Genomic DNA, 332 nt, shown 5'->3' with positions numbered 1-332 from the left:
CCCGGCCTTCGAGCGACTACTCGGTTATCGCGCCAACCAACTTGCAGGTGCCCCCTTCCATGACCGTTTCGTCCCCGAGCGCCACCGGGAGGCGATGCAGGCAGGCATGCGCCACTTCCGGGAGTCCGGCGGCAAAACCCGCGTGGGCCAACAGACCGAAGTCGTGGCCATCCACCGCGACGGACATGAGATCGCCCTGGAGCTGACCCTGGCACCCGTACAGATTGCCGGGCGCTGGCACGCGGCGGGGATCCTGCGCGATATCAGTGAGCGTCGAGCCCTGGAAGAGGAGCGCCAACGTACGCTGGAGGACCAAAGGATGTTCCTCGCCG

Annotated in this window: 1 protein-coding gene; it reads left to right on the top strand. The window is 66.6% G+C overall.

Annotated features, from left to right (window positions below; translation table 11 throughout):
• Positions 1-332: PAS domain S-box protein (locus LRF89_RS13420; RefSeq protein WP_238637397.1), on the top strand; the 332-nt coding region annotated here is incomplete at both ends.

Origin of the sequence: Halorhodospira sp. 9621, assembly GCF_022228055.1 — a bacterium.
Lineage (GTDB): Bacteria > Pseudomonadota > Gammaproteobacteria > Nitrococcales > Halorhodospiraceae > Halorhodospira > Halorhodospira halophila_A.
Note: the sequence above shows the minus strand (reverse complement) of the source record. Positions and strands in the feature narration are given on the sequence as shown.